Source organism: Moorena sp. SIOASIH, assembly GCF_010671925.1.
Lineage (GTDB): Bacteria > Cyanobacteriota > Cyanobacteriia > Cyanobacteriales > Coleofasciculaceae > Moorena.
Genome location: NZ_JAAHIH010000001.1, coordinates 1,412,813 through 1,435,101, shown reverse-complemented (window position 1 = coordinate 1,435,101; position 22,289 = coordinate 1,412,813). Strand labels below are relative to the sequence as shown.

The 22,289-nt window shown below is 43.1% G+C and carries 23 protein-coding genes; 13 read left to right on the top strand and 10 right to left on the bottom strand.

Going from position 1 to position 22,289, the window contains the following annotated elements; all coding sequences use genetic code 11:
• The first annotated feature begins 50 nt into the window (after nt 1-50).
• Nucleotides 51-833, top strand: coding sequence for a calcium-binding protein (locus tag F6J90_RS06280; protein ID WP_293091594.1), 783 nt, complete (start codon nt 51-53; stop codon nt 831-833).
• Here F6J90_RS06280 and F6J90_RS06275 read toward each other — a convergent pair.
• The 3 genes from F6J90_RS06275 to F6J90_RS06260 all read right to left on the bottom strand — a co-directional run bounded on the left by F6J90_RS06275 (nt 805) and on the right by F6J90_RS06260 (nt 2,224).
• Nucleotides 805-1,035 (bottom strand): hypothetical protein, encoded by a 231-nt coding sequence (locus F6J90_RS06275; protein ID WP_293091593.1) that lies wholly within the window; start codon nt 1,033-1,035, stop codon nt 805-807. The genes F6J90_RS06280 and F6J90_RS06275 overlap by 29 nt on opposite strands.
• A gap of 663 nt (nt 1,036-1,698) precedes the next feature.
• Entirely contained in the window at nt 1,699-1,971 is a 273-nt protein-coding gene (locus F6J90_RS06265; protein WP_293091591.1) for a Txe/YoeB family addiction module toxin, read from the bottom strand.
• Complete coding sequence (locus F6J90_RS06260; RefSeq protein WP_075904997.1) at nt 1,952-2,224, bottom strand: type II toxin-antitoxin system Phd/YefM family antitoxin; 273 nt, start codon at nt 2,222-2,224, stop codon at nt 1,952-1,954. The genes F6J90_RS06265 and F6J90_RS06260 overlap by 20 nt, the downstream gene beginning before the upstream one ends.
• A 147-nt stretch (nt 2,225-2,371) precedes the next feature.
• On the opposite strand from F6J90_RS06260, the gene F6J90_RS06255 reads away from it, so the two are divergent.
• From F6J90_RS06255 to F6J90_RS06245, 3 genes are all read left to right on the top strand, one after another.
• Entirely contained in the window at nt 2,372-2,545 is a 174-nt protein-coding gene (locus F6J90_RS06255) for a hypothetical protein (RefSeq protein ID WP_293091590.1), read from the top strand.
• A gap of 693 nt (nt 2,546-3,238) precedes the next feature.
• Nucleotides 3,239-5,269, top strand: coding sequence for a pentapeptide repeat-containing protein (locus tag F6J90_RS06250; RefSeq protein WP_293091589.1), 2,031 nt, complete (start codon nt 3,239-3,241; stop codon nt 5,267-5,269).
• Complete coding sequence (locus tag F6J90_RS06245; RefSeq protein WP_293091588.1) at nt 5,254-6,339, top strand: hypothetical protein; 1,086 nt, start codon at nt 5,254-5,256, stop codon at nt 6,337-6,339. Before F6J90_RS06250 ends, F6J90_RS06245 begins: the two co-directional genes overlap by 16 nt.
• A 57-nt stretch (nt 6,340-6,396) precedes the next feature.
• On the opposite strand, the gene F6J90_RS06240 is transcribed toward F6J90_RS06245, so the two are convergent.
• Genes F6J90_RS06240 through F6J90_RS06230 form a run of 3 tightly spaced genes read right to left on the bottom strand, consistent with a single transcriptional unit; the run spans nt 6,397 to nt 7,323 of the window.
• On the bottom strand, nt 6,397-6,531 hold the full coding sequence (locus tag F6J90_RS06240; RefSeq protein ID WP_293091587.1) for a hypothetical protein: 135 nt from the start codon (nt 6,529-6,531) through the stop codon (nt 6,397-6,399).
• Nucleotides 6,532-6,550: 19 nt separating this feature from the next.
• Nucleotides 6,551-7,177 (bottom strand): Uma2 family endonuclease, encoded by a 627-nt coding sequence (locus F6J90_RS06235; protein WP_293091586.1) that lies wholly within the window; start codon nt 7,175-7,177, stop codon nt 6,551-6,553.
• Nucleotides 7,174-7,323 (bottom strand): hypothetical protein, encoded by a 150-nt coding sequence (locus F6J90_RS06230; RefSeq protein WP_293091585.1) that lies wholly within the window; start codon nt 7,321-7,323, stop codon nt 7,174-7,176. The genes F6J90_RS06235 and F6J90_RS06230 overlap by 4 nt, the downstream gene beginning before the upstream one ends.
• Nucleotides 7,324-7,630: 307 nt before the next feature.
• Here F6J90_RS06230 and F6J90_RS06225 point away from each other — a divergent pair, with 307 nt between their 5' ends.
• The 3 genes from F6J90_RS06225 to F6J90_RS06215 are packed head-to-tail and all read left to right on the top strand — an operon-like array spanning nt 7,631 to nt 8,438.
• Entirely contained in the window at nt 7,631-7,810 is a 180-nt protein-coding gene (locus F6J90_RS06225) for a hypothetical protein (RefSeq protein ID WP_293091584.1), read from the top strand.
• A 56-nt stretch (nt 7,811-7,866) separates the two neighbouring features.
• Nucleotides 7,867-8,100: a DUF433 domain-containing protein gene (locus tag F6J90_RS06220; RefSeq protein ID WP_071107281.1), complete on the top strand. Its 234-nt coding sequence runs from the start codon at nt 7,867-7,869 to the stop codon at nt 8,098-8,100.
• Nucleotides 8,097-8,438, top strand: coding sequence for a DUF5615 family PIN-like protein (locus F6J90_RS06215; protein ID WP_293091583.1), 342 nt, complete (start codon nt 8,097-8,099; stop codon nt 8,436-8,438). Before F6J90_RS06220 ends, F6J90_RS06215 begins: the two co-directional genes overlap by 4 nt.
• Before the next feature lie 47 nt (nt 8,439-8,485).
• On the opposite strand, the gene F6J90_RS06210 is transcribed toward F6J90_RS06215, so the two are convergent.
• Nucleotides 8,486-10,117 carry an Hsp70 family protein gene (locus tag F6J90_RS06210; protein WP_293091582.1) on the bottom strand — a complete coding sequence of 544 codons (1,632 nt, stop codon included), beginning with the start codon at nt 10,115-10,117 and terminating at the stop codon, nt 8,486-8,488.
• A 53-nt stretch (nt 10,118-10,170) separates the two neighbouring features.
• Between F6J90_RS06210 and F6J90_RS06205 the strand changes: the two genes are divergently transcribed.
• On the top strand, nt 10,171-10,386 hold the full coding sequence (locus F6J90_RS06205; protein ID WP_293091581.1) for a hypothetical protein: 216 nt from the start codon (nt 10,171-10,173) through the stop codon (nt 10,384-10,386).
• Between the two features lie 5 nt (nt 10,387-10,391).
• Here the strand turns inward: F6J90_RS06205 and F6J90_RS06200 are convergent, their stop codons facing one another.
• The 3 genes from F6J90_RS06200 to F6J90_RS06190 all read right to left on the bottom strand — a co-directional run bounded on the left by F6J90_RS06200 (nt 10,392) and on the right by F6J90_RS06190 (nt 15,327).
• Complete coding sequence (locus tag F6J90_RS06200; protein ID WP_293091580.1) at nt 10,392-12,062, bottom strand: DUF2079 domain-containing protein; 1,671 nt, start codon at nt 12,060-12,062, stop codon at nt 10,392-10,394.
• A 107-nt stretch (nt 12,063-12,169) separates the two neighbouring features.
• A complete protein-coding gene (locus tag F6J90_RS06195) occupies nt 12,170-13,732 on the bottom strand; it encodes an ATP-binding protein (RefSeq protein ID WP_293091579.1) in 1,563 nt (520 codons plus the stop codon).
• 17 nt (nt 13,733-13,749) lie between these two features.
• Nucleotides 13,750-15,327, bottom strand: a complete 1,578-nt coding sequence (locus tag F6J90_RS06190) for a histidine kinase dimerization/phosphoacceptor domain -containing protein (protein WP_293091578.1) — start codon at nt 15,325-15,327, stop codon at nt 13,750-13,752.
• A gap of 89 nt (nt 15,328-15,416) precedes the next feature.
• Between F6J90_RS06190 and dxs the strand changes: the two genes are divergently transcribed.
• The 5 genes from dxs to F6J90_RS06165 all read left to right on the top strand — a co-directional run bounded on the left by dxs (nt 15,417) and on the right by F6J90_RS06165 (nt 22,248).
• Nucleotides 15,417-17,324 carry a 1-deoxy-D-xylulose-5-phosphate synthase gene (gene dxs, locus F6J90_RS06185; protein WP_293091577.1) on the top strand — a complete coding sequence of 636 codons (1,908 nt, stop codon included), beginning with the start codon at nt 15,417-15,419 and terminating at the stop codon, nt 17,322-17,324.
• Between the two features lie 116 nt (nt 17,325-17,440).
• Complete coding sequence (mtnA, locus tag F6J90_RS06180; RefSeq protein WP_293091576.1) at nt 17,441-18,502, top strand: S-methyl-5-thioribose-1-phosphate isomerase; 1,062 nt, start codon at nt 17,441-17,443, stop codon at nt 18,500-18,502.
• Between the two features lie 322 nt (nt 18,503-18,824).
• Nucleotides 18,825-19,442, top strand: coding sequence for a L,D-transpeptidase (locus F6J90_RS06175; RefSeq protein WP_293091575.1), 618 nt, complete (start codon nt 18,825-18,827; stop codon nt 19,440-19,442).
• A 368-nt stretch (nt 19,443-19,810) separates the two neighbouring features.
• Nucleotides 19,811-20,551, top strand: coding sequence for a cytochrome c biogenesis protein CcdA (locus F6J90_RS06170; protein ID WP_293091574.1), 741 nt, complete (start codon nt 19,811-19,813; stop codon nt 20,549-20,551).
• A 290-nt stretch (nt 20,552-20,841) separates the two neighbouring features.
• Nucleotides 20,842-22,248: a cytochrome c biogenesis protein gene (locus tag F6J90_RS06165; RefSeq protein ID WP_293091573.1), complete on the top strand. Its 1,407-nt coding sequence runs from the start codon at nt 20,842-20,844 to the stop codon at nt 22,246-22,248.
• The last annotated feature ends 41 nt before the right edge of the window (nt 22,249-22,289 follow it).

Genomic DNA, 22,289 nt, shown 5'->3' with positions numbered 1-22,289 from the left:
ATTTCACTAATATACAGTTTAAATGCACAACAGCTTAAGGAGTAAAAACGATGATTTTATCTAGAATTAGTTTTTTTGACGGAAGTGACGATAACTTTTTTTCGGAATCTGAGTTTGGCATCAAGCTAAAGGAATTCAATCCTCTTGCATTTTTGAAACCTAGAGTCGGCATTTCTTCGTTGAATAGCAGCTTTAATCGAAATCAGATTTTTGGAGGGAGAAGCAATGACATTCTGGTGAGTAGAGCAATCAGTGCGACTTTTAACGGTGGCAAGGGTAATGACATTCTGACTAGTACTAGTGGTAATAATTTCTTTTCTGGAGGAGAAGATGATGACATTCTTTTAGGTGGAATAGGAAATGATACTCTTGATGGTGGGGAAGGTAATGACATTATTGCTGGCCTTAGTGGAGATGACTCGATTTCTGGCGGGTTAGGGGATGACACTCTCACAGGTGGAGGTATTTTCTTGTTTAAAGAGGGTAGCTCTACTACTATCAAAGTCAGTGATACTAGTGGCATTGATACTCTTAGTGGTGGGGAGGGAGCCGATAGATTAGTGCTAGGGGGAAAGTCTCAATTTTTCCGTGAAACTACTGTGATTCAGTATGATGAAGCAGGGAATGATGACTATGCTCTGATTACGGACTTTAATACTGCCGAGGATGTTATTCAACTTGGTGGTTCTAAAAGTGATTATCGCTTGGGTTCATCGCCGATTGGTTTACCGTCAGGTACAGGGATATTCCTAGGAAATGAGCTAACTGCTATTGTCCAAGGGAGTTCAGAGCTTGATCTTAGCGCTAGATATTTTGAGGGTTCGGAAGTTTAGGTTGAAGGTTGTTTGGTTGAAGGTTGTTTGGTTGAAGGTTGAAGGTTGAAGGTTGTTTGGTTGAAGGTTGAATGTTGAAGGTTGAAGGTTGTTTGGTTGAAGGTTGTTTGGTTGAAGGTTGAAGGTTGTTTGGTTGAAGGTTGAAGGTTGAATGTTGAATGTTGAAGGTTGAAGGTTGAATTCTCCATTCTTCATTCTTCATTCTTCATTCTTCATTCTTCATTCTTCATTCTTCATTCCCTTGACAATTAAAATCATAATCATTACAATAATCATTGTAAACGTAATTTAGTTTTTTAGCCATGTCTACAGACTTTCTTCCGAATCACGACAATAATCCCAAGAAACAACGTATTAAGTGCATTAAGGGCTCTCCTGAAGCAGTTACCAAGACTATTTACGGGCTTTATGCACTGGGATATGCAGATGTTTCCGACTGGAGCCCTTTGCAGCCGACGGGGATTCCGGGGGAAGTAATTAGTTTTGCAACCAAGTATTCGACTTGGGGTTAATAGGTTAAATTTATGGGGGGGTTTCCCCCCCGGTCTGGTCCGGTAGGATCACATCGGGATTGATTCGGAAACTGATAGACATGACATAGCGTTTACAGTATTGATATAGCCGTGGATAGTATTTCTACGGCTATTTTTTTTGTAAGTATTTAGCTTTTGATTGGGGCTACACCTATGGTGGGCAGTGCCTAGCAACGGGCTTTGTCAGCTGATCTGATCTGTATCAAGCACTGCCCACCCTACATTAACTAAAATCAATTTGGGGCTACACCTATGGTGGGCAGTGCCTAGCAACGGGCTTTGTCAGCTGATCTGATCTGTATCAAGCACTGCCCACCCTACATCAACTAAAATCAATTAAATTGATCGTAATGACCACCTATTGCAAAAATATAAACATAGTTATCATCAAATTTGTAAATAAGGCGATCTTTTTGAGAAATTCTTCTTGACCACAACCCCGATAAATTATGTTTTAACGGTTCAGGTTTTCCCATTCCTTTAGCGGGATCGTCTCTCAGCATTTCTTTGATGATTTTACAAAGGGTTTGATGGAGTTTTTTGTCTTTTTTACGAAGTTCTTCGTAAATCTCCCAAGTTTTGCCCTCAAATACTAAGTATCTCATCTAGTTCTTCCTGATTGGGAGAGTAGCCTTTATTTTGGGTATGGGTAGCTTGAGAACGGTTAATCTGTTCCATTAAATGGCTATTTTGTAATACATACAATGTTTCTTGTTGTTGTTCCCAATCTTCGGCACTAATAATAATAAAGTCTCCCTGATTGGGATCGGTGATTTTGAGGGGAGTATGTTGATTAATGACTTGTTTAATAAAGTCTTGAATGTTAGTCTTAAATTGCTTGATAGGGATAGAGTTCACGATTTTTTCCTCATTTATACTTAAGTATAGCAAGTTAATATTTCCTTGAGTTGCTTGTAAGCATTCATCTCAAGTCCGGTTGAATACCGATAATAAAAGTGTATCGAAGGCAGCTTTGCTGAAGTAAAAGAATAAGGTTTCAAGGGAATGGTGCGATGCGCTACGCGCAGCCAAAGGCGATTGACCGTAGGTCACGCTTCGCGATCGCGTAGCGGCTCCAAAGGAGCATCGCTTTTAGTGGCTGCTTGGCCGTTGGCCACGCTACGCGAACGGAGCATCGCAACGGTAGAGTCGGCTTCAGCTACAACAACCTATCCCTGAGTCTCTATCCGAAACAGTCTGTAGGTTAATCAACACAATAAGGCAGGGTTTATTAAGAATTATTTCTAAAATATTGACAATAATTATTTATTATAGTAAATCACTATAACTAAACTTCTCTAGTATAGATGCGATCGCACAAGCGCGGAAGCTTTGCTTCATCGCGTAGCGTGGCCTACGGCCAATCGCTTTTAGGGGCTCCAAAAGAGCATCGCAACGGTGGCACGGCGGCAAGGTTATCAGTAGAGGCTATGTACCTACTATGATGTAAACCTAGGAGTTTTTTTATTATCAAAGAAAATTAGGAGTTTTTTTCTATTATTAAAAAAAAATATTGCTCTTTTTTCTCTATTTCCTTCTGCATCTTGGCTGCATGACTTTTCCCGCAATAAGTGTGTTGACATTCCAAATCTAAATAGTTTAAATAAGAAGCGAGGCAGCATTTACCTGAAAATCAAATGAATTGTGATAATTTTTGTTTTCTACTCCCAGTTCCCTTTCCTATATACAGCGTTTTTCATAACTATCAGGTACATAGGTGCGCTTTCCGTTAGAAAATTAGCAGATTAAATGTGCAACGGATAGCACCTCAGGTTTTTTATCTATTTCCTATTTCCTGCTATCGGTTGCCATTAATCCATAACGAAAGTACCTAACCTAATAATTAAAAACCGCTATATATAATTCTGGCTGATGAAAGCTAATGAAGTTCTGGAAAAGTATGCAGCAGGAGAAAGGGATTTCCGCAGGGCAAATCTTAGAGGTCAGTCATTTCAGGAGGAAGACCTTTCAGGAGCAGATTTTAGTGAAGCTGATATTAGAGGGGCAAATTTTAAGAATGCTATTTTAACAGGAACTAAGTTCTGTAAAGCGAAGGCAGGATTACAAAGACGATTGGTAATTGTTCTTCTGTTGCTTTCATGGATCACATCAGGACTATCGGGAATGTGCTCCTTCTTTGGTGGGGCGTTAGTAGTATTAATAGTTCGCTCTAGCGGCGTAGCAGAGCAAGTTTACAGCTGGATAGCTTTGATTGTAATAGTTGTCTTATTTGCTGTTATCATTCGTCAAAATATCAAAGGAGCAGTAGCCCTAGCCGTAGCGGTAGCGGTAGCCGCAGCTATAGCCGTACCCTTTGCCGGAGGTGTAGCTGTAGCATTCGCTGTAGCCGGAACCTTGGCCGTAGTCGAAGTTGTAGCGGTAGTTGGATCCTTCGCCATGGCCGAAGCTCTAGGTGGATCCGTAGCCCTAGCCATAGCGGTAGCCGTAGCCGAAGCAGTAGCCGTAGCTGGAGCGGAAGCTGCAGCTGTAGCATTCGACATAGCTGAAGCCTTAGCCTTAGCCTTAGCTTTAGCCTTCGTTTTACTTACCATGTACTTGGGCTGGCGTGCTCTAAAGGACGATCCCAAGAATGCTTGGATTCGTAATCTTGTGATTGGTTTTGTTGCTACAGCAGGAACCAGTTTTTACGAAGCTAACCTAACCGATGCCGATTTTACGGGAGCTATCCTCAACAGTACAGATTTAACAAAAGCTACTCTCACTCGTAGTTGTTGGCAAAATACTACTAAGCTTGACCAAGCTAGACTAGGAACAAGCTACCTTCAAAATAAGAACGTTAGACAATTACTCATAACTGGAGAGGGACAAAATCAAAACTTTGATCGCCTTGACTTAAGAGGTATTAATTTAAAGGGAGCTAATCTACAAGATGCTAGCTTCATTGGAACAGACTTAAACCGAGCTAACTTAGAAAATGCTAAGTTATCGAGAGCTAAGTTAGTTCAAACGTTACTAGAAGGAGCAGATTTAACCGGAGCCACCTTAACAGGAGCATATATAGAAGATTGGGGAATAAGCAATACTACTAAACTCATCAAAATTCAATGCGATTATATTTTCATGAAACTACCCACTCAAAATAATCGAGACCCTCAACGTCGTCCTGCTGACCAAGAGAGAAATTTTGAACCAGGGGAATTTGCTAAATTAGCTCAGAAAATTCCTAATACTGTCGATTTAATTTTTAAAGATGGTATCGACTGGCAGACTTTTCTGAAAACTTTTCAGGAGCTTCGAGTGGAAAGCTATACAGAGGATCTAGAAGTCATAGAGACAATCGAAAATAAAGGTGACGGTGCTTTTGTTATTCGTGTCAAAGTCCCTGAAAAGGTTGATGAAGCGGAATACGAGCGAAAATTTTGGGCAAAATACAAGCCAACTTTAGAAGCTAAAGATAGAGAAATAAAGCGTTTATATAAACAAACAAAGTCTGATAATAAAAAAATAAAAACTATACGTAAAGACAACACTAAATTAATAGGAATTGTTGAAACAATGGCAGATCAAGAAACTACTAAATATGACCAGCGCGGTGCCAATATTAACATTGGAAGCTATGTTGACACAGCTGCATCTGGTAGTCATCAGAAAGGTTTTGCTAACCAAAATATTCACGAAGCACCTAACAAAAACCTAACGGAAGCAGCAGCTAAAATCCAGCAACTTTTGGAGCAATTATCCCAGAATAATCCAACTACTACTGAAATAGAAAAGTTAAAAGTTGTAGCCACGGCTGCTGAGGAAATAAAGAATAACCCAATTCTAAAACCTAAGGTAATCAATGCTTTGAAAGCTGGAGGAGTAGAAGCATTTAAGGAAGCTATAGACCATCCCCTAGTTAACATTTTGATGGCTACGATTGAGGGATGGAAAGAGGCTTAGCTATAAATAAACTAAATTTAGTATCAATAAAGCAGATGATCAAAAATAGCTTAACCGAAGAGCAATTCGATAGATTAGTAGCACAGCTTTCCAAACGGAAAGATGAGATGGGAGGAAGATTAACCAAAAATAATAGCTTAACCGAAGAGCAATTCGATAGATTAGTACAACGGCTTTCCAAACGGAAAGATGAGATGGAAGGAAGAATCACCATTAAAGCGGTGATGGATATTTTAAGGGACTTAGAACTATCCCATCTACTTCTTGAAAATGATATTGATGAGGTTTGTAAACAAATGAATAGAGAATCGAAAATGCGACAATGGCAAAACTCTTTTAAGTTTGCCTTAATCCTAATCATTGTTACAGCACCATTATTTGCCTTTGGAGGGTATAAACTCCGAAAATTTCTTGTGACAAAGTTTCCCGAATTAGTAGGAATTAAAATCACTAAGGATGATGAGATTAATATACAATTAAAAAATCTCCAATATGAACTAAAAAAAAGAGAAATACAAAATGATAAACTAGAGAAGATAAATCAAGAATTAAATGATAAAATCGCAACCCTTACTACTCCTGTTGATACTTCTCCAAAAAATCCACAACCTCCGACAGATCCACCCATTATAACTCCTCCAGAGAAACCTAAACTATTTGAACGTAAAGGTATTATTTATAAATTTAAAAATTGCCAAAAATCTCCCAATATAAATTCAAGTACTCAATCAATAAGTTGTGCTATATTAATTACAAGTACCAAAGAAGATGTTCAGTTGCGTTTATATTCTAATCGCAATGCTTCTGCAAGAAGTAGACTATTTCAGCAAGGGAAAGAATATGTAGCTACAAAAGTTAAATTGGGTACATTCAGTAGTAAGCGTAGTGGTTATGTAAAAAACAGCTTGATTAAGGATGTACCGATAGAAGCCATTATTGATTTTGGTGGAGTTCCACTAGAAGTCAACCAGATAGATATGCTGCAATTTAAATCCTATTTGGAGAGTTCTTATTACAGAGGTTATATCAAGACTGATTTACGGAATTTGCCGGTTATTCCGGAAAACTAGAAGCTATCTAATTTACAAATAGGTTATAGCGGTTTTAAATTAGGTGATGTACAAATTTTAGGGAACAGGGAACAGGGAACAGGGAACAGGGAACAGGGAACAGGGAACAGTGGCGTAGGGTGTGTTAGGGACGGGCTCCCCTTGATTTTCCCCCTGTTGACATCGGTTGAGACAGCCCGGCCCGTAACGCACCACCGGGTCAAACTAGAGATCATTCCCCCTTGCCTGGGCGCAGCCCTATAAATAATTGATCTGTAGATAACTTAAGATTAGGAAAAAGCGAAGATTTGAGACAATCCCCTCTACGAAACATTACTTTTTGATATTGATCATTTACCATACAGCAGACCGTTACCGTCGGTTGTTTAGGGCTACCAATAAAGTATTTCCCGCCAATACCGAGATAATCCACAATCCAGTATTCTGGAATCCCCAAAGCTTCGTAATCTTCATACTTACGAGCATAATCATTCTGCCAATTTGTACTAACGACTTCAACCACAAGTTTTACAGTAGTACCCAGAGTAATCACTGGTTCCCTTGCCCACAGTGGTTCGTTAATTAGTTCTCCCTCATCAAGCACAACCAAATCTGGTCTGAAAGCGTTGAAGGTTCCCAAGGGCTGAATTAAGCAACGGTGTGGAATAAAATAAGGTACATCTAAACGATCTATTTCTACGTTAAGCTTTCGGCCAATCAACGCCACGACTTGCTCGTGGGAGCCACTTGCTTCTATCTCAATTAACTCTCCATCAATCAGTTCGTAGCGTTGATCGTCTCCATACTGAGCAATAAATTCTTCTGGACTGATACCGGTTTTGGTTGCTGATAGAATCATAGGGAACAGGGAACAGGGAACAGGGAACAGGGAACAGGGAAGAGATAAGAGGCAATAGTGCTTAGCGTATTGTAGGGTGCGCTCAAAGTAATCAACATCTGCTGCTTCACCCGATTGATTATAAGAGGTTGTCTGAGAAGTCTCATTTGCTACATATAAGCCCCCTAAATCCCCCGAGCGAGGGATTGCTCGCTCGGGGGACTTTTACCAGCAAATAGATTCTTGTTCCCCCCAGAATTGGGGGGCTAGGGGGGCAAAATTCAGGATCAAAAAACTTTTCAGATATCCTCTAAGGAAGGCACCACCCAAAACCCTTAATTTTTACACTTGTTACCCTAATATTTTATCTTTTATTGTGAGTTACAATAACTTTATCGGACTCATAATCCGATCGCCCGTAGCTTAAGAGAGTCAAAAATGATGCAAACAAGTCACTTCAATCAAATTTTATAAATGATTGACGCTCTTTCTTTAGAAGAACAGAACGATTTAATTAATATTGTTAGACATAGACAAATTGAACAAAGAAGAGAAGAAATCGCTGTTAATATTACTCAAGCTCACCAAGACTATCAAGAATGTAACGTTTTTCGGGGTACAGTTGATGATGTGATCGCTGAATTAAACGATTGATTCAGGAATAGCGGCAACTAAAATAGAGATAAACAAAGCAACTTGTAGACACCCTCATGAATTCAAAAACTAGCTTGATCGCTCGCATTACTCAAACCCCTGGTCAGTGTGGTGGTCGTCCCTGCATTCGAGGGATGCGAATTCGAGTTACCGATATTTTAGAAATGTTGGCTGAAAATGTTAGTGTTACTGAAATTTTAGAAGATTTCCCCGATTTGGAACTGGCAGATATTCAAGCTTGTCTGCTTTTTGCTGCACGACGCACTGATTTCCCCAGACTGACAGCATGAAGATTTGGATTGATGCTCAACTGCCTCCAACATTAGCACATTGGCTGTCAACTACTTTTGGCTTAGAGGCTTTTGCTCTGCGAGACTTGACTCTTCGAGATGCTCATGATATCGAGATTTTTGAAGCTGCACGATCTCAAAACGCTGTAATTATGACCAAAGATAGCGACTTCATAGATCTAGTATGTCGTTTGGGAACACCTCCTCAAATTTTGTGGCTAACCTGTGGTAACGTTACAAACCGCAACTTACGGCAATTACTAACCGCTACTTTGCCTGATGCTTTAGAACAGTTGCAGCAAGGAGAAATGATTGTGGAAATAACCAATTCTCCCTAAATTAGAGCTGATAGGGTGTACTTTATACAGAGATATCCAGGTGCATCTTAACTTAACTGAGCCACTACCTGATTTGCCAATAACGTTTCATTGGTAAGTAAATCATCTACAGTAACTCTCAAGTACCGTTCAGCATCAACTTGAAACTGGAGTTTAATGCGATCGCTTCCGGGATTGCCCAGGGGTGTTAATTTAGCCACACTTCTTGCCCCATCCCTGTCATTGAGGGGTTGCACAGCAGTTTGACCCTGGCCTAACTGACGAGTAATCAAGCGATCGCCTTCAAAATAAATCTCTGTCCCACCAGTTTGGGAGCCTAACTCTCCTAAAATTAGCTCTATACTCGGTTGATTCTCTACCGATGCTCCTAAGAATAGTTCTACTGGCTCACTCATGGGGTAAGGTTGTCCTTCTCTAATGATTGAGTGCCAGTTGTGACGCTTTAACCGTCTATCCCAATAGCGAATTCCGTAGCTATGGTAGAGGAAATCTTGGACTTCGATACCTTGGCTGAGCTGAAGTGCCCCAGTTGCGATCGCTTCAAAGGGTTTTTGGCAACGAACCTTGTTTGAGTCGAAATACTGGTTTACCCATGCCTGAACCGCTGGGATCTTCACCGTGCCACCCACTAACAAGACACCATCTATATCTGGTACTTCTATACCATTGCGTCTTGCTTGTTGCAGCACTTCTGTCATCCTATCATCAAGGCTATCAAAAAACTGGTGTTCTTTGAGGATAGTTTCAAAAGTATCGCGGTCTAGTTTTAGTTCGTAACTCTCGAAGGTTTCATCATTAAAATAGACTTCTGTAGCCTCAGACTGCTCAGACAGTTGAATTTTCAGGCGTTCTGCTAGTCGAGTAGTCAAAGGCGATCGCATTAACCCTTGAGTTTCCACAAAATAATCCACCAGCCAGTTATCAATATCTGTCCCACCCAAATTTTGTCCCACTTTCGCCAGCACACGGGCAATTTTCACCTTCTGGCTAGACCCTTCACCAAAGGACTTTTGCCCCCACTTAAGAATAAACCCGAGGGGTTTTTTACTCCCTTGAGCCTCCTGATTCAGCTGCACCAGAGATAAATCGAGAGTGCCACCACCAAAGTCTATGACTAGCAGAGTATCCCCTTCCGCAATACCATAGCCCAAGGCAGCCGCTGTTGGTTCATCCAGCATCCTCACCTGTTCCACTGGCAACGATTGACAGATTCCACTAAGCCAATGGCGGTAGGCTTCAAAGCTATCCACAGGCACAGTCAGAATCACCGATTCAATGGCAGAATCCCCCGCCTCGGACTGGAGGGCTGATAGGTGTTCAATAATGTGGTTGAGGAACCATTCCCCAACTTGTTCAAAGGTGATCCCGATCCCATCCAGTTCTGGCAGAAATCCCTGAACCTCAGCACCAATCCCCCGTTTGAAGCTGCGGAAGAATCGAGGGTCACTGGTGAGATCCAAACCGCGATCGCGTACTGCCTGTCCAACCATAACCTTACCCTGAGCAGCATCTTCGACATACACCAAACTCGGAATTAAGGGAGGATTTTGACTAAGTTGCAGAGCAAGTCCTGGTAACGTGATAGTTTCTGGCGTTTCGGTGACAGGGTTCCAGCGAGTGATTACCGTATTGCTCGTGCCAAAGTCAATAGCGTAGGACGTAGTACTGGTGCTAGGCATTTATATTGATTCAACTTATCTTATTGATATTCTTTATTAAGAAATATCAGTTTATGGCGGAACCACTCAATAGCCAGGAGACCTGTAACCAGGAAGATGCTTTAGCAATCTGTATCGGAATTGTCAGAATTTTTGATACCATATTCCCTACTCCCTGTTCCCTGTTCCCTATTCCCTGTTGCCTTTGCTATGGGATTACAGTTATTATCCTCAGTAATTACGCGGTTAAGTGTATTTCGCCCCCCTATACCACCAATTCTGGGTGGTAATGATGTCAAATTTCCCCAGAATTGGGGGATTTAGGGGGCAAATGCGTAAGTCCTGATCCTGTAGTTGATACATCTAACTTTTGCCTAAAGCTTAGCCATGCTGCCATAGCCTCTGGATTAGATGCTACTCCTTTTTGCATCAAAATCACACCATCTTTAAAACCAATGATGCCATACTCGTTAGTCTTGGTGACCCGGTCAATCATGTTAACTAAGGAGCGCAACCGCTGACCATCATGCTTAAAGGCAATTTGATAGCGTTGTAACCGCCATAAATCTGCGATCGCATAATCCACATTCACCACCTCGCCATTATCATTGCGCAACTGTAAATCGGCTAAGCGGATGACTTCCCGACGTCCTGACAGATGAGGCACTAGATAGGTAGTAGCTGAGACACTAGCATTTGGTGGAATCTGAGCCAGTAATGACCGGATCGACCCCACACGAGACCACTGTTGGGTTAACGGAACATAGACGAAGGGTTGGTAGGAATCCGGAAGCAGGAAATAAAAGGTTCGATTTGGGCTAGAGGTAATGGTCAACACTACCGCAAGGGTTAGACAAAAAATCCAAAAGCGCCGAAACTTAGACCTAGCCGAGATCACAGCTTGACTAAATTGGGGATGAGCTGACCACCAAAGTATCGCGCCATAAAATAGCCCAGGTACTACGGTCATAGCATAGCGGATATTAATAGCAAGCACTGATTGACCTTTACCCAACAGGAGTTTTAGCAAAGGAAATGCTGCGATAGACCAAGAAGCGGGAGCAATAGCTGGTATAAATGCTAATGGTAACCATTGACCTAATAAATACTGAATAGTGCCAAAAAAGGGAGTAAACAGTTCTACTAGTAAACGCCAGGGATTGGTCAGCATACCCTTAATAATCTCCAGGGTAGACGCCTCATCCCCATCAGCGTACTGACCAAAACGCTCGATCATGAACCGTTGAGAAATATCTTCCGAAAATAGGGGCATAATTAGATTGGTCAAGACAAGTATGTAACCGAAACTGAGGGTACAAACTGCCAGACCAATGCGAGGGTAGCGCCGACTAACGATTAAATAGAATCCCACACCAAACAAACCTATCCCGGAATCTTCCCGTACAGCTAAAATCAAAATTGCCAGCAACCAAAACAGCCACCACCAGCGTTTTTCCATAGCTAGCAGTAGCCCAAACACAAAAAGGGGAATTTGGCAGATGTCATGGAAATTGGCTAAAGTTGGACCAAGAATAGCATTAGCACAGTAAAAGCTAACCGTAATCATTGCTGCTAACATCGGTTGCAGATACTGTCTGGCCAGGATATACAAAACTACACCAGCAGCTGTTACCAACGTTAGCTGCAAAACCGTTAGGGTAGCGGGAAATGGAAACAAAGCATATAACGGTAACCAAAGTAACAGCGCGGGAGTAAAGTGTTGCCCTAATCGGTGGTAATAGACATCTGGAACTTCCCCATTATGAACTACATTAGTAGACAGCTGGGATGAAAGAGTACTCTGAAAGACACGACCGTGACTGCCATTCCAGAAGACTTGATTAAAAATTCCTTGGTCGTAAGAAGAATAAAAAGTATAGTGTCGATGTAGAGTAAAAATTAAGGTGAATAAAAAAAATGCGATCGCCGCAGTAATAACAAGTTTTAACCCTGGTTTTTTTATCATTTGTCCTTTGTCATTTGTCCTTGGTATTAAGCTCCAGAAATTTTAGCTTTTTTAAAACTACTCTTGGTTTTCAACACACCCGAACTAAATCGCTACAAAGGTAATTGCTAATTGTGACTACTCCCGAGCCATTGCCAATCAGCACTTGTGACGTCTGAATTCACAAGTCTAACTTCCCCATTACTTACTATGGGAATTTTAATCGTAAATGTTGTACCAACGCCCAATTGACTAGTCACTTCAATCTCTCCCTGATGCTGTTCCACACAGCGTTTCACAATCGATAGTCCCAGACCAGTCCCTTGAATTGTCCCCACATTTTTGGCTCGATAAAAGGAATCGAAAATTTTCTTTTGGTCTGCTTCAGCAATCCCAATTCCTTTATCCTGGATCCGGAACACAACCAACTGCTGTTTCAGATCACAGGTTAGGTGAAAGGTCACGATTTCATCAGAAGGAGAATACTTCAGAGCATTGGTAAGCAGATTAGTGATAATGTAATGTATAAGCTTATCATCCATACAGACTTCTGTATAGACCCTGTCAGAGGTAAAAACAATCCGGTTGCGGCTGGCTTCATCTAGGCATAGTTCTGCAATTAAATCCTGGCAGAATTGCTCCAAGTTCATGGGAGTTGGAATAAATTCTAGCCGACCTACTTCAGCTTGACCGATTAGCAACACCTCTTCCATCAACTCAGTCATGCGCTCTACTGAAATAGTAATTCGTTTTAGATAACGCTGCTTTTGCTCCTGAGTGGCCAGATTACCATAGCGCTTGAGTAATTCAGCGGCAGTTAGGATCACACTGAGGGGATTACGGAATTCGTGGCAAACGGTGGAGACGAACTGGGAGCGGAAATCTTGGATTTCTTGCTCTTTTGCCAACACCTGCTCTAACATTTCTGTCTGAGGATCCTCGCTGATATCCCAAAACGCGAGCACTACTCCATTCACGTTTCCCAGTTGGTCTTTTAGGGGTGAAGCACTATTACCAACGGCAATTCGACCACCATCCTTTGTAATCAAAGAGTTATGCTCGCCCAGATAGACAACTTGTCCGGTCTTGATTACTTTATCTAGGGGATACTTGACTAGATTACCAGTCAGATCATTAACAATTGGGAACACTGAGGTCACATCTCGCCCCCATACCTCGGATTGGTTCCAGCCAGTCAGAGCTTCAGCGGAAGCATTCATAAAAGTAATGGTACCTTGGGTCGTGGTAGCAATAACTGCATCATCGATAGAGTTTAAAATGGATGACAACTGAGCTTGGCTGCTCTGCAACGACTGCTCCATCTGGTATTGCTGAAGAGCCATTTCAATAGCAACTCGCAAGTCTCTCTCGTTAAACGGTTTGGTCACATAGCCAAAGGGTTGGGTAACCTTAGCCCGTTGCAAGGTATCTTCATCCGCATAGGCAGTTAAATAGACGATAGGAATACGTAAATGTTCACGGATTTGCCTAGCAGCAGTAATACCATCCATCTTGCCTTTGAGGAAAATGTCCATCAGCACTAAGTCAGGCTTAGTTTGAGCGGCTTTGGTAATGGCTTGAGAGCCAGATGAAGCGGTAGCTGATACCATATACCCCAGTTGCTTAAGCTGGCTAGCAATTGTCTTAGCAACAATAACTTCGTCTTCTACAACTAATACCCTGGTCACCACGATTGTTGTCCTATTGCCTATACAATTGTTGCTGTTGAGAATACTATTCGGAAAGCTGTGCCCTCGCTATGGTCGAGAAATATACTCCCGTCTAATTGCTCCGTTGCCAGGTCATAAACTAACGATAATCCTAAAGACTGGGTATTACGCCAATCTAAGTCTTCTGGTAAACCAACCCCATTATCTCGGACAATCAATTCAACGTCACCGTCCCCCCTACGGTGCAATTGAATGTAAATCTCACCAGAGCGTCCATTGGGAAACCCGTACTTCAGGGAATTGGATACCAGTTCATTGATGATTAGACCGCAAGGAATTGCCTGATCAATACTGAGCGGAATGGGTTCAATAGTGGTGTTCAACTGAATCCTATCGCTAGTTACTTGATAAGCTACCAGTAAGTTCACCGCTAGGTTCTGGATATAATCGACTACATCCACGTTGCCTATCACTGAGGCACCATAAAGTTTCTTGTGAATGAGAGCCATGGCTTCAAGGCGATGGCGAGCTTCCGACAGGTGTAATCGGGTTTGGGGTTCATCTATTGTCTGGGATTGCAAGTGTAGCAAGCCAGAAACAATTTGTAAGTTGTTTTTGACCCGATGGTGAATTTCTTGGAGCAGCACCTCTTTCTCAACTAGGGTAGCTTTGAGGTTTTCCTCGACCTGTTTGAACTGTGTGATGTCGATGGCTATGTTATAGATCCGAATTGGAGTGTGATTAGCATCTTTGAGGAGGTGAGCGCGATGGCGAATCCAACTCACAGCTCCATCCGGTCGCAAAATTCTGTAGTCAATATCTTTGGCACCAGTTGACAGCATGGTTTGGTCGGCCAGTTGATAGGTTTCGAGATCCTCTGGGTGAACCACTGATTCCCACAGGCGTAAGTTTCCGAAGAACTCAGTGATACTGCGACCATAGACTTGCTCGGTAGCACTGTTAAGATAAAGCAGTTTGTCAATGGAAGGGTCAAAAGACCATACCACTGCTTCTAGGTCAGCCAGAATACTCTCAAGGCGTTCTTGACTCAACTGCCAGGCATGTTCATTTTCCCCCAATTCCTCCTCAAACTGCTGATTGACAGCAACTTCCTGCTGCCATCGCTGATTAGCTGCCACTAATTCCCCTTCTTTTTGAGTCAACTGTTGCTGTAAGTCTTCCACCTTAGTCACGATAGCAGAGAGGATTGCTGCCATGGTGTGGGGGGTCACCACACGTACTACTTGACCTTGCTCATCCACTAGGGGTAGGTGACGAATCTCGTGTTGACGTAATTGGGACTCTACCAAGAAAATGTCCGGTGTCGGTATGATGGGCAAGGTAATTAACTCAAGAGTCATCACATCAGCAATGGAAACCCCTGAGTTGACCATTCCGGCTGATGCTACTTTGACCACATCCCGTTCTGTAAAAATGCCTACCAATTGCTGCTGCTGTACTACCAGCACATAACTCCTTCCAGTTTGATTCATCGTAGCGATCGCTTCCGTTACTGGAGTATCGGGAGCAATGGTGATCGGCTGCTGGTCGCAAGGAAAATTTACAATGGAAAGTTGACCAGAAATGCCATTTTTCAGGTAATCTTTAGCTTCCATATAACCCTCGAAGCGCCAAATTATTGGATACTTTTAGGGAGTCGAAAGATAAACATTAACACAATCCAGTAGCAATTCAAAGAGACGGTATGCATCTCAGTGAAATTACTCATCCAAATCAGTTGCACGGTCTATCGATTCGTCAACTAGAGGAAATTGCCCGTCAAATTCGCGAGAAACATCTCCAAACCATAGCTACTAGTGGTGGTCACTTAGGGCCAGGCTTGGGAGTGGTAGAATTAACCCTAGCTCTGTATCAAACACTTGACCTTGACTATGATAAGGTAGTCTGGGACGTTGGACACCAAGCTTATCCCCACAAAATGCTCACGGGGCGCTATAACCGATTCCATACCCTACGGCAGAAAGATGGTATTGCTGGTTATCTAAAGCGCTGCGAGAATAAGTTTGATCACTTTGGAGCGGGTCATGCGTCCACCAGTATTTCTTCTGCTTTGGGTATGGCCCTCGCCCGAGACCGCAAAGGGCAAAACTTCAAAGTGGCAGCAGTTATTGGTGATGGTGCTCTGACCGGTGGCATGGCCTTGGAAGCCATCAATCATGCAGGACATTTACCCCATACTAAACTGCTGGTGGTGCTCAATGATAATGAGATGTCCATCTCCCCCAATGTGGGGGCTATTCCTCGTTACCTCAACAAAGTGCGGCTTTCTGAGCCGATGCAGTTTATTACTGACAATTTAGAGGAACAATTCAAAAATCTCCCCTTTGTCGGTGAGTCTTTATCCCCAGACTTGCAACGGCTTAAGGAAGGGATGAAGCGTTTAGCCGTACCTAAGGTCGGAGCAGTATTTGAAGAACTGGGCTTTACTTACATCGGACCGGTGGATGGTCACAATCTAGAGGAGTTAATTTCCACCTTTACAAACGCCCACAAGCTAGATGGACCAGTGCTGGTGCATGTGGCAACTACGAAGGGCAAGGGGTATGCGATCGCAGAAGCGGACAAAGTGGGTTACCATGCCCAAAGTCCCTTCAACCTAGCTACCGGTAAAGCCCTTCCAGCTAAAAAACCCAAACCCCCCGGCTATTCCAAAGTGTTTGCCCACACCCTGGTCACACTAGCTCAGAATAATCCCAAAATCATTGGCATCACGGCAGCTATGGCTACTGGGACAGGGTTGAATAAATTGCAAGAAAAACTCCCTAACCAATACATTGATGTCGGGATTGCGGAACAACACGCCGTCACCCTAGCGGCTGGCCTAGCCTGTGAAGGAATGCGACCAGTTGCAGCTATTTACTCCACCTTCTTACAACGGGCTTACGACCAAATCATTCACGACGTTTGTATCCAAAACCTACCGGTCTTTTTCTGCCTCGACCGTGCGGGAATTGTGGGTGCTGATGGCCCTACTCACCAAGGGATGTATGATATCGCCTATTTGCGATGCATTCCCAATATGGTAATTATGGCTCCCAAAGACGAAGCTGAACTGCAACGTATGGTAGTTACAGGAGTAAACCACACCGATGGTCCGATTGCCATGCGCTATCCTCGGGGTAGTGGTTATGGCGTTCCCCTGATGGAAGATGGTTGGGAACCCCTACCCATTGGTAAAGGAGAAATATTGCGTAATGGTGACGACCTGTTAATGGTAGGGTACGGCACTATGGTTTACACCGCCATGCAAGCCGCTGAAATTCTTAGCGAGCATGGTATTGAAACAACGGTGATTAATGCCCGTTTTGTCAAGCCCCTGGATACAGAATTAATCTTCCCCTTGGCTCAGAAAATTGGTCGTGTAGTTACCCTAGAAGAAGGGTGCTTAATGGGTGGGTTTGGTTCAGCGGTGGCAGAAGCACTGATGGATAATGATATATTAGTTCCCCTCAAGCGCTTTGGTGTACCGGATCAATTAGTGGATCATGCCAAGCCCGATGAATCAAAAGCTGATTTGGGGCTGACTGGCTCTCAAATTGCTGAACAGATCAGGGAAGCATTCTTTAATAGACAGCCATCTGCTGTTAGTTAATTTATCAATGTTAACAGTTGACAGTTGACAGTTAACAGTTAACTGTTAACCGTTAACTGTTAACAAAATAGCAATTAACAATTAACAATTAACAATTAAAAATATACCGATTTTCGATGAACTCATCCACATACCAAGTGTATCCCGTTGTTTGGGAAAACGACCGAGTTATCCTTATTGACCAAAACAGCTTACCCAGCAAATATGCCATTGTAGAAATCAGCCGCTGTGAAGATATGGTTGAGGCGATTAAAACTATGATTGTTCGGGGAGCACCAGCTATTGGGATAGCAGCGGCTTATGGCATTTACCTTGGCGCAAGAGAGATTAAAACTAAAGAACGTAAGGCTTTCCTTGAACAGCTTGAATTTGTAGCGCAGCAGTTGCGGCAAACTCGTCCTACAGCCGTGAATTTGTTTTGGGCAATCATGCGGATGCTTAAAAATGCCTATGAAACTATAGGGACAGTAGAAGAGATTAAAGCTTCCTTACTTGAAACAGCTAAACAAATTCAGCTGGAGGATTTGCAAACCTGTCAAGCTATAGGCGATCGCGGATTAGAGGTCTTACCGAAAACCCCCGACAAACTGTGTCTTCTGACCCATTGTAATGCAGGAGCGTTGGCAACAGCTGGGTATGGTACTGCCTTGGGAGTGGTGCGTTCAGCGTGGCGGGAGGGGCGATTAGCCAGATTATATGCTGACGAAACCCGCCCCCGGTTGCAAGGTGCTAGGTTAACCACCTGGGAATGCGTCGAAGAAGGTATTCCCGTTACTTTAATTACCGATAGCATGGCCGCCCATTGTATGAAAGAAGGGCTCATTGATGCGGTTGTAGTGGGAGCTGATCGCATTGCTGCCAATGGGGATACGGCTAACAAAATTGGTACCTATAGTTTAGCCCTGATTGCTCAAGCTCATCAGATACCGTTCTTTGTGGCTGCTCCGATCTCAACCATTGATTTTCAGCTATCTACTGGCCAAGAGATTCCCATTGAAGAACGTCACCCCTCAGAAATTTATCAGATTGGGGAAACAGTGATTTGTCCTCCTAAAGTGGAATTTTATAACCCAGCTTTTGATGTGACTCCGGCGGAGTTAATTACTGCCATTATTACTGAAAAAGGCGCATTAGCCCCCAGTGAGCTGTCACAACTTAACATTAAGCAATCAGTGTGACATCTATCTTCGTTTTAGGGAGTAGGGAATAGGGAGTAGGGGTAACTAAATTGAATGTACCTCATAAGTTTCACAAACGCTATAACTGACCCAACTATGTTTGAGTCCGTTCCTTAGTTCAGCAACGCCTAAAGGATAAAGTCCGATAGCTATGTCTGTTTAGATTATGTCTGTTTAGATCATGTCTGTTTAGATCATGTCTGTTTAGATCAAAGCCCTGCAGCTGTAGAACAGTCAACCGTTAACCGTCAGTGGTCAATAGTGAACAAAACATGATCAATTAAAATATGCACATAAAATATCGACTAGCTAAGAGGAAATCGTGAACGGAAAACTTTCCACCCAACGCTTAATTGTGTGTGGCTTAAGTGTAGCTATCCCGTTATTATACGCAGAGGTAGCCACCGCCGCCGCTGATCTAACCAATACTAGTTTCTCTAACTGGAAAGAAATTCCCTATGAAAGCTTTCTGCCAAGGGTTGAAACACCAGAATTGTCTCCTCTCGAAGAAGTCAATCACTATCTGCGGCAAGAGGAAGATTTCTTTAATAATACCCCTCGTTTAGTGATTAAACTAAGTGAGCGTCGTGTTTATGTTTATCGAGGAGATAAACTCGAAGCCAGTTATCCAGTTGCCATCGGTCAGCCTGGTTGGGAAACCCCTACAGGCAATTTCCAAGTGACACAGATGGTTCAAAATCCAGTTTGGCAGCATCCTATAACTGGTGAAGTTGTTGCTCCAGGACCAGAAAACCCTCTTGGTCCAAGGTGGATGGCATTTTGGAGTGATGGAACAAACTACATCGGGTTTCATGGTACCAATGCTGAGGAACTTGTGGGACAAGCAGTGTCTCACGGTTGCATCCGGATGCGTAATGATGATGTCAAAGCTTTGTATAACAGAGTGGCTTTGGGAACATCTGTAACAGTACAGGAATAGTTATTTTTGACAACTCCCCCGGCGTGAGCAATCCTCGTGCTGGGGATTGAGGCAGGTTCCTCAGGGAACCTGAGATTCAGCAACCTACCCCTGATAACGCGATCGCACTGGCGATAGAAACTTATATGATTTCCGGATAATTACCCTTAATAAAATATCCCCCATCTCCCCATCTCCCCATCTCCCCATCTCCCCACCCTCCCCAAACTTTTATTATGGGTATTCAACCGGACTTGATATTAGTCTTAGGGTAGGGTTGGCAAACGATGCTGATTCAAGCTTGTTGGTATATATCCCTGGCATTTGCTCACCGTACTTGAGGGGTTAAATACGCTACAATTCAACCAAACTGGGTGTTTAGATTCCCTATGCTTGACACATTATCGACTCAACTCTATCAACTCCAACAATTCGCTAATAACCTGGTTGACAGCCAACTGACTCACCTGAGCCTAGTCAGCATCGCCATCATCTTTGCTGCTGGGTTGCTGACTAGCCTAACCCCCTGTATGCTATCAATGCTACCCATCACGATGGGCTACATCGGTGGTTATGAAAATCAAGGACGGCTGCAAGCTGCTACCCAATCGGTATGGTTTGCCTTAGGCTTAGCCACAACCTTAGCTGGATTAGGAATTATCGCAGCATCTATCGGGCGAGTCTATGGTCAAATCGGTGTTGGCTTACCGATTATTGTGAGCCTAATCGCCATTATTATGGGGTTGAATTTACTAGAAGCACTACCGCTACAGTTTCCAAGTTGGGGTGGTATGGATTGGATTTCCCAGGAATGGCCGAAAGGGTTACGCTCTTATCTCATTGGTTTGACCTTCGGTTTAGTCGCTTCTCCTTGCAGTACACCCGTATTAGCAACGTTACTGGCTTGGGTTGTCTCAACTAAAGATTTAGTCTTAGGTGGTGCCTTGCTGTTGTCTTACACAGCTGGTTATGTGGCACCCTTGATCTTGGCAGGTACCTTTACTGCTTCAATTAAACGATTATTAGAATTGCGACAGTGGTCGGCTTGGATTACACCAGTAAGTGGTGCGCTATTGGTGGCATTTGGTGTGTTTTCGTTGTTGTCTCGGATTCCTGTGGGAATTTTTTGACTGAGTACTTAGTGCGTCCTAAGCTATCAGCGTGTCGCGTATCAGCGTGTCGCGTATCAGCGTGTCGCGTATCAGCTTATGCGCAATAGACTTTTCTGAAGACTTTCAATTATCATTAATCTCGAACTATTAAATTCTATCGTTTACGCACGCTACGGGAACGGCGCACGCTACGCTGGGTTTATTTTAAGCTGACCGCTGACCGCTGACCGCTGAATACTGACTGATATTCAATTCCAAGATATGCTCATCTTATTAATAAATAAATAAATAAATAAATAATACTGGATATGACTTTAGAAAACTCATCAGAAAACTCATCAGAAAACTCATCAGAAAACTCATCATTGACTAGTAGCAGTAGGTTGTGGCGTCGGTTAGTATCAGTGCTGGCTAACTTACGGTTAGCGATTATCTTGCTGCTTGCGATCGCATTATTTAGCATCAGCGGTACAGTGATTGAACAGGGGGAATCTCTGGCGTTTTACCAAGCCAATTATCCTGAAGACCCAGCGTTGTTTGGTTTCCTCAGCTGGAAGGTGTTGTTGCTCCTAGGGTTAGATCATGTCTACCGGACTTGGTGGTTTTTGTCCTTATTAGTGTTATTCGGTAGTAGTCTGACCGCTTGTACCTTCACTCGTCAATTTCCGGCTTTAAAAGCAGCCCGGAATTGGAAATTTTATAAAGAACCCCGCCAGTTTGGGAAACTTGCCTTGAGTGTAGAGTTGGACAAGGGGTCTTTTACTTCCCTGACTGATTTGTTAGAGAAGCGGCGTTACAAGGTATTCCAAGAGGGGGATACTATCTACGCCCGTAAAGGAATTATCGGACGGATTGGTCCAATTGTAGTACATGCCAGTATGTTGATTATCCTGGGAGGGTCAATTTGGGGGTCAATGACAGGATTTACCGCTCAAGAAATGGTTACCAGTGGCAATACATTCCAAGTTAGAAACATTATTGATGCCGGTCCGTTTGCTTGGCCCCAAATCCCCAAAGATTTGTCAGTGCGGGTGAATCGCTTCTGGATTGATTACACTCCGTCCGGGGATATCGATCAATTTTACTCCAATCTGTCAGTTTTGGATAGTCAAGGTGAAGACGTTGACCAAGAGACTATTTATGTGAATAAGCCCCTAAGATATCGAGGTGTCACCTTTTACCAAACGGATTGGGGGATTGCTGGAATTCAGGTGCAGTTGAATAATAGTCCAATTTTCCAGCTTCCCATGGCACAACTGCCCACTAATGGTGAGGGGCGGATTTGGGGCACTTGGGTTCCCACAAAACCTGATTTAAGTGAAGGGGTATCCCTTTTAGCCAGGGATTTGCAGGGAACCCTGTTTGTCTATGATGGAACCGGTAATCTCGTTTCAACTGTTCGTTCTGGTATGGGGATTAAGGTCAATGGGGTGATACTTAAAATTAAAGATGTCATCGGCAGCACTGGCTTACAAATTAAAGCTGACCCCGGTATTCCCTTTGTTTACAGTGGCTTTGGCTTACTGATGTTAGGGGTACTGATGAGTTATGTCTCCCACTCTCAGATTTGGGCATTACAAAAAGGCGATCGCTTTTATATTGGTGGCAAAACCAATCGTGCTTTGGTGACCTTTGAACGGGAATTGATTGAGATTTTAGAGCAGGTGGGTGAATCATCCGAGACGGTAGAACCTTTATTGGCAAAATCTGCTTAAGTATTTAGCGATGCAGCTTCCGAACAGGGGAGCCAGTGCGG